A 4,029-nucleotide genomic window follows, 5' to 3' on the forward strand; every position below is an offset into this window, starting at 1 on the left:
AACATCCACGTTGACCACATAACCGGCTCGTCGACGAAACGTCCCGAGCTCGATCAGGTCTGGCGATACCTCCGAGCGGGGGACACGCTTGTGGTGTGGCGCTTGGACCGGCTCGGACGAAGTCTCGCCCACCTGGTGCAACTAGTCAGTCAGCTGAGCGAACGTCAGGTCGAGTTCCGATCGCTGAATGAGTCGATCGACACCACCAGCCCTACGGGTCGGTTGACGTTTTACCTGTTCGCCTCGATTGCAGAGTTCGAGCGAGATCTCATCCGTGAGCGAACCGCCGCCGGCGTGGCCGCCGCCAAGGCGCGGGGCCGCCGCGGTGGTCGCCCCCGGGTACTCAGCAAGGCCCAGATCGAGCAAGCCCGCCGAATGATGAACGAGGACGATTTCACCGCGACCGACGTCGCGGACGTACTGCGCGTCAGCCGCGCGACGCTCTACCGTGCGATTAAGGGAGAGTGATGACGAACGGCTCGATGAGCCTTCTCTACGCTGGGGCTCGCGTCGATTGCGACATAAAAGCCTGATGCGCAAGGTGGAGTTCAGGACGCCTGGCGTTGTTCCTCGATCCCGTTGATCAGACTCATCAACGTTCGAGTCTTCAGCTCCTTGATGTCGTCGTCCATGTAGTACTTGTTGACACGTCGGCGAAGGTTGTTGGCTTGGCGAAGTCGGTCGACCTCCAGAGTCGGACGCCATGCTGCGGGTCGCTCGAGCATCGTGGCCATCTCTTGGGCGCGTGCATGGAGGTAGTGCCTGCGGGGATCCTCGGCTGGCCCGCGGACACTTCCGCTGCACGAATCGATCCGGCAACCGAGGCTGACGCGAATATCGGTGTTCTCCAGCAGCTTGTTTCCCGCCCGCCGGGTCACGGTGGCGGCGACGCCCGGAAGATAGATCCCGGCAATGGGGCCGCCGCCGGACTCGTCTTCGGTGCGTTCCTTGGGTGGCTGCTTTTGCCGGTTGATGACGCTGCTGTGGTTCACGCGCTCGAGCATGCCCACTCCGACTGAGAAGGAGTCGGCATATCCCATTGCTACGGCAACCTGTCCGATGTTGCCCGAACTGCCGAGGTCACGTGTAGGCCCGCATCTTTGAATAACCGAACGATTGCGTAGGCGTCGCGGATCTTGCGCAGACTCTCATCGTCGCCTCCGAGGGGCGACAAGCGGATCTCGATAGCCTGGATTCCTGCGGCTGCGTACTCTTTCGCGAGGTCTGCCGCTGAAGCCAACCCGAACTTATTGGCGATCGTCAGTACGGCCCTGACTGGCTGGATTGTTGACAGGCGGGTCATCTCAGCGAGCGCAATGTTCAGGTGGGCTGAGCGCTGGTCGGTTACGTAGAAGTGAGGTGCAGTGACGTGGGTGACCAGTGAGGGCTGGGTGGACAGCAGCAGCTCCACAAGGGCGCCGCGCTCCTTGGAAGAGGTCGCCAAAGCGTCCAAGTCATACGGTTGACCGGCCCACATCGGATACTTTTCGACTCCGTAGCCAGCCGAGGCCAGTCGTTCGGTTGCCGGTTCCCAGTAGACGCCGACTCCTGCCCGACGTGCGGCCTCGGCCGCACCGACCTGGTGGCGGGCGGCCTTCGCGTCGAGAACGATCGCTCCTGTGCCGGCATGCTGGCGCGACAGAAAATCCTCGACCGGCTTGTGGTCGTTGTTTCCGAGCCGAAATTGGATGCTCACCGGGGGCTGCCTTTCATAGTCCATCAAACTACGTGCCATACTACATGACAGAGTATCGACAGAGGGTGGACACAATGGCGATGGCAGATAGCGTCGGTGTACTTGCTCATAAGGTCAAGGGCACAATCGACAACCTTGGGCTGAGCAATGAAGAACTGGGTGGCATTCTGGATGCTTCCGCTCGCTCAGTGGCGCGCTGGAGCGTCGGCGATGTGGTTCCGCAGCGGCTGAACAAGCAGCGGCTCTTGGACCTGTCGTATGTAGCGGACGCGTTGGCCGAAGTGTTGCCACGGGGCCATGCAAATCTCTGGATGTTTTCACCCAACGCGATGCTGGATCACGAACGACCTGCTGACCTGGTGCGCGATGGCCAATACAAAAGAGTCTTGGATGCCATTGAGGCGATGGCAGACGGGGTGTTTATGTGAGCGCAGAGCTCAATGAGGTTCTGGTCGATAGAGTTGACGGGCTGGGATCGAGTCGTTGGTCGGGGGAGTGCTTCCGTTACACCGCCGGGCGTCGCGATCCGCTGTCAGGCGAGGGCGCCCGCAGACACGGCGGGCGGTGGAATCCTCCGGAGCTGTTCCCTGCGATCTATCTCGCCGACTCAGAGCATGCCTGCATGAACGAGGTTGATCGGGCGGCCGAGACTGCTGGCCTGACGACTGAGGCCATGCTTGCTGTGCCCTACAAGTTGCACACCATCGAGGTCAATGGGCTAGCCGTTCTTGACTTACGCACCGCACAAGCTCAAGAGTTCGTGGGCCTCGAGATCGAGGACATCTTCGGCAAGGACTGGGCCGCCTGCCAAGCAGTGGGACATGCAGCCTGGTTTTTGGAGATGGCGGGCGTCCTTGCTCCAGCAGCCGGCGGAATCGGCTTGGTCGTTACTGCTTTCGAGCACCGCGCTGAACCGGGGCAAGTGCAGGTCGGCGCGTCGCGCGACCTGACACCCGAGCTCTATCTTGATCTACGTCCGGCCTGACGATTCTGCAACAAAAGGGGCCAGCCCGTCGTATGTTCTCCAAGCCTAAGGCGACATTGCAGTGCCAGACTGATCGCGCTCTGGCCGAGGCCGAGCGCCGCGGAAGGGACCCCCGATGATCGACGCCATCAAGGTCTACCTGGACGAGTCAGGAAATGGGAATCCTCAAGATCCTCTGGTCGTTTGCGGCATCGCGGTGGAAGACGACCTGGTAGATGAGTTCGAGGAGCTAATCCGGACGACCCAGCTTCGAGTGCTTGCGCGTCCCGGGTTCCGCGATTCCGCCGATCGTGACCGGTTCCGGGCGACAGGTTTCCATCGGTCGGTTGACCTGCCTGAGGTCGGAATCGAATTCGCGCACTTGTTGAGCTCGACGAGCATCTACAAAGCTCTGATCATCGCTACCGACCGCAGCACGCTTGGCACTCAAGAGGTCGACCAGTTGGTGGAGCTCTACGTGCGAATGGGTGGCGTACTCAGGCGGCAATTTCGTCAAGCTCCCCAGATTGACCTCATCATCGAACGCAACGAACCCCTGAATGCTCGACTGGATGAGATTCGCGACCGAATCAATAGCCGTCGAAACAACCACGGACGTCGCCTTCCGGCCGTCACGCTGACCCAAGCCGAAAAATCGTCCGCCTCGGTTCTGGCGGCTGCGGACGGCCTGGCACTGATCGCTGCGGACTGGCTGAAAGCCGGCCGTGCCATGGACGCGGCGCGTCATCAGTACCGGACATATGTTGAAACAGAGGCTGCAATCTCATGGTTCTGTTCACTCGAGCTTGGTGTGTTGAGCACTAGGCGTGTCCGCCATTACGAATCTGGACAGGGCGTGAGTGCGGTAGCCTCATCTGGCGCGGGGGCGGAGTCAGTTCCGCGAGCGAATCCGCATGCGTCAGTTTCAGAGCAGTTGCTATCGACCCGCTCCCGCGCGCTTGAACAATTCCCTCCAGACCTGGTGTCAAACGTCCCCTCGTTCGCGGCCCATCTGCACACCGATCCTGATCGTCTCCTGCGCCTTGCCGATGAGGTCGACCGCGGCCTCGGTTACGTCACGAAGTACGTCCGCACTGGCAAACGCACGCGTGCAGTCGTCTCGCCCAACCCGCACTACGGCACCGTCACCAAGGAGCTGGCGCGCCTCTTGGTCGGCACATCGAACTACCAGCCACCACCCCATGTGTTTGGGTTTCTGCCTGGCCGGACTACTCGAGACAACGCCCGTGCCCACCTCAACCGCGACTGCGTGCTGCGCTTCGACCTACAGGCCTTCTTTGAGTCGATCGACCGGTATCGCGTCTTGGAAACGATCAAGGATGATGGCGTGGCTCCGGTCGTCGCAGAG

Annotated in this window: 6 protein-coding genes; 4 read left to right on the forward strand and 2 right to left on the reverse strand. The window is 61.1% G+C overall.

Going from position 1 to position 4,029, the window contains the following annotated elements; translation table 11 throughout:
• Nucleotides 1-468, forward strand: a 468-nt coding sequence (locus ACHAA3_RS16740) for a recombinase family protein (protein WP_435710233.1), incomplete at its 5' end; no start/stop codon positions are given.
• An 80-nt stretch (nt 469-548) separates the two neighbouring features.
• On the opposite strand, the gene ACHAA3_RS16745 is transcribed toward ACHAA3_RS16740, so the two are convergent.
• Nucleotides 549-992, reverse strand: coding sequence for a hypothetical protein (locus tag ACHAA3_RS16745; RefSeq protein ID WP_435710234.1), 444 nt, complete (start codon nt 990-992; stop codon nt 549-551).
• A 50-nt stretch (nt 993-1,042) separates the two neighbouring features.
• A complete protein-coding gene (locus ACHAA3_RS16750) occupies nt 1,043-1,696 on the reverse strand; it encodes a hypothetical protein (RefSeq protein ID WP_435710235.1) in 654 nt (217 codons plus the stop codon).
• Between the two features lie 74 nt (nt 1,697-1,770).
• On the opposite strand from ACHAA3_RS16750, the gene ACHAA3_RS16755 reads away from it, so the two are divergent.
• From ACHAA3_RS16755 to ACHAA3_RS16765, 3 genes are all read left to right on the forward strand, one after another.
• The gene (locus tag ACHAA3_RS16755) at nt 1,771-2,124 is read left to right on the forward strand and encodes an antitoxin Xre/MbcA/ParS toxin-binding domain-containing protein (protein ID WP_435710236.1); all 354 of its coding nucleotides are present in this window, start codon (nt 1,771-1,773) and stop codon (nt 2,122-2,124) included.
• Nucleotides 2,121-2,681, forward strand: a complete 561-nt coding sequence (locus ACHAA3_RS16760; protein ID WP_435710237.1) for an RES family NAD+ phosphorylase — start codon at nt 2,121-2,123, stop codon at nt 2,679-2,681. Before ACHAA3_RS16755 ends, ACHAA3_RS16760 begins: the two co-directional genes overlap by 4 nt.
• 115 nt (nt 2,682-2,796) lie before the next feature.
• The coding region (locus tag ACHAA3_RS16765; RefSeq protein ID WP_435710238.1) for a hypothetical protein at nt 2,797-4,029 on the forward strand (1,233 nt) is incomplete at its 3' end.

This window comes from Aeromicrobium sp. CF3.5 (genome assembly GCF_051262695.1).
In the GTDB taxonomy this organism is placed as follows: Bacteria; Actinomycetota; Actinomycetes; order Propionibacteriales; family Nocardioidaceae; genus Aeromicrobium.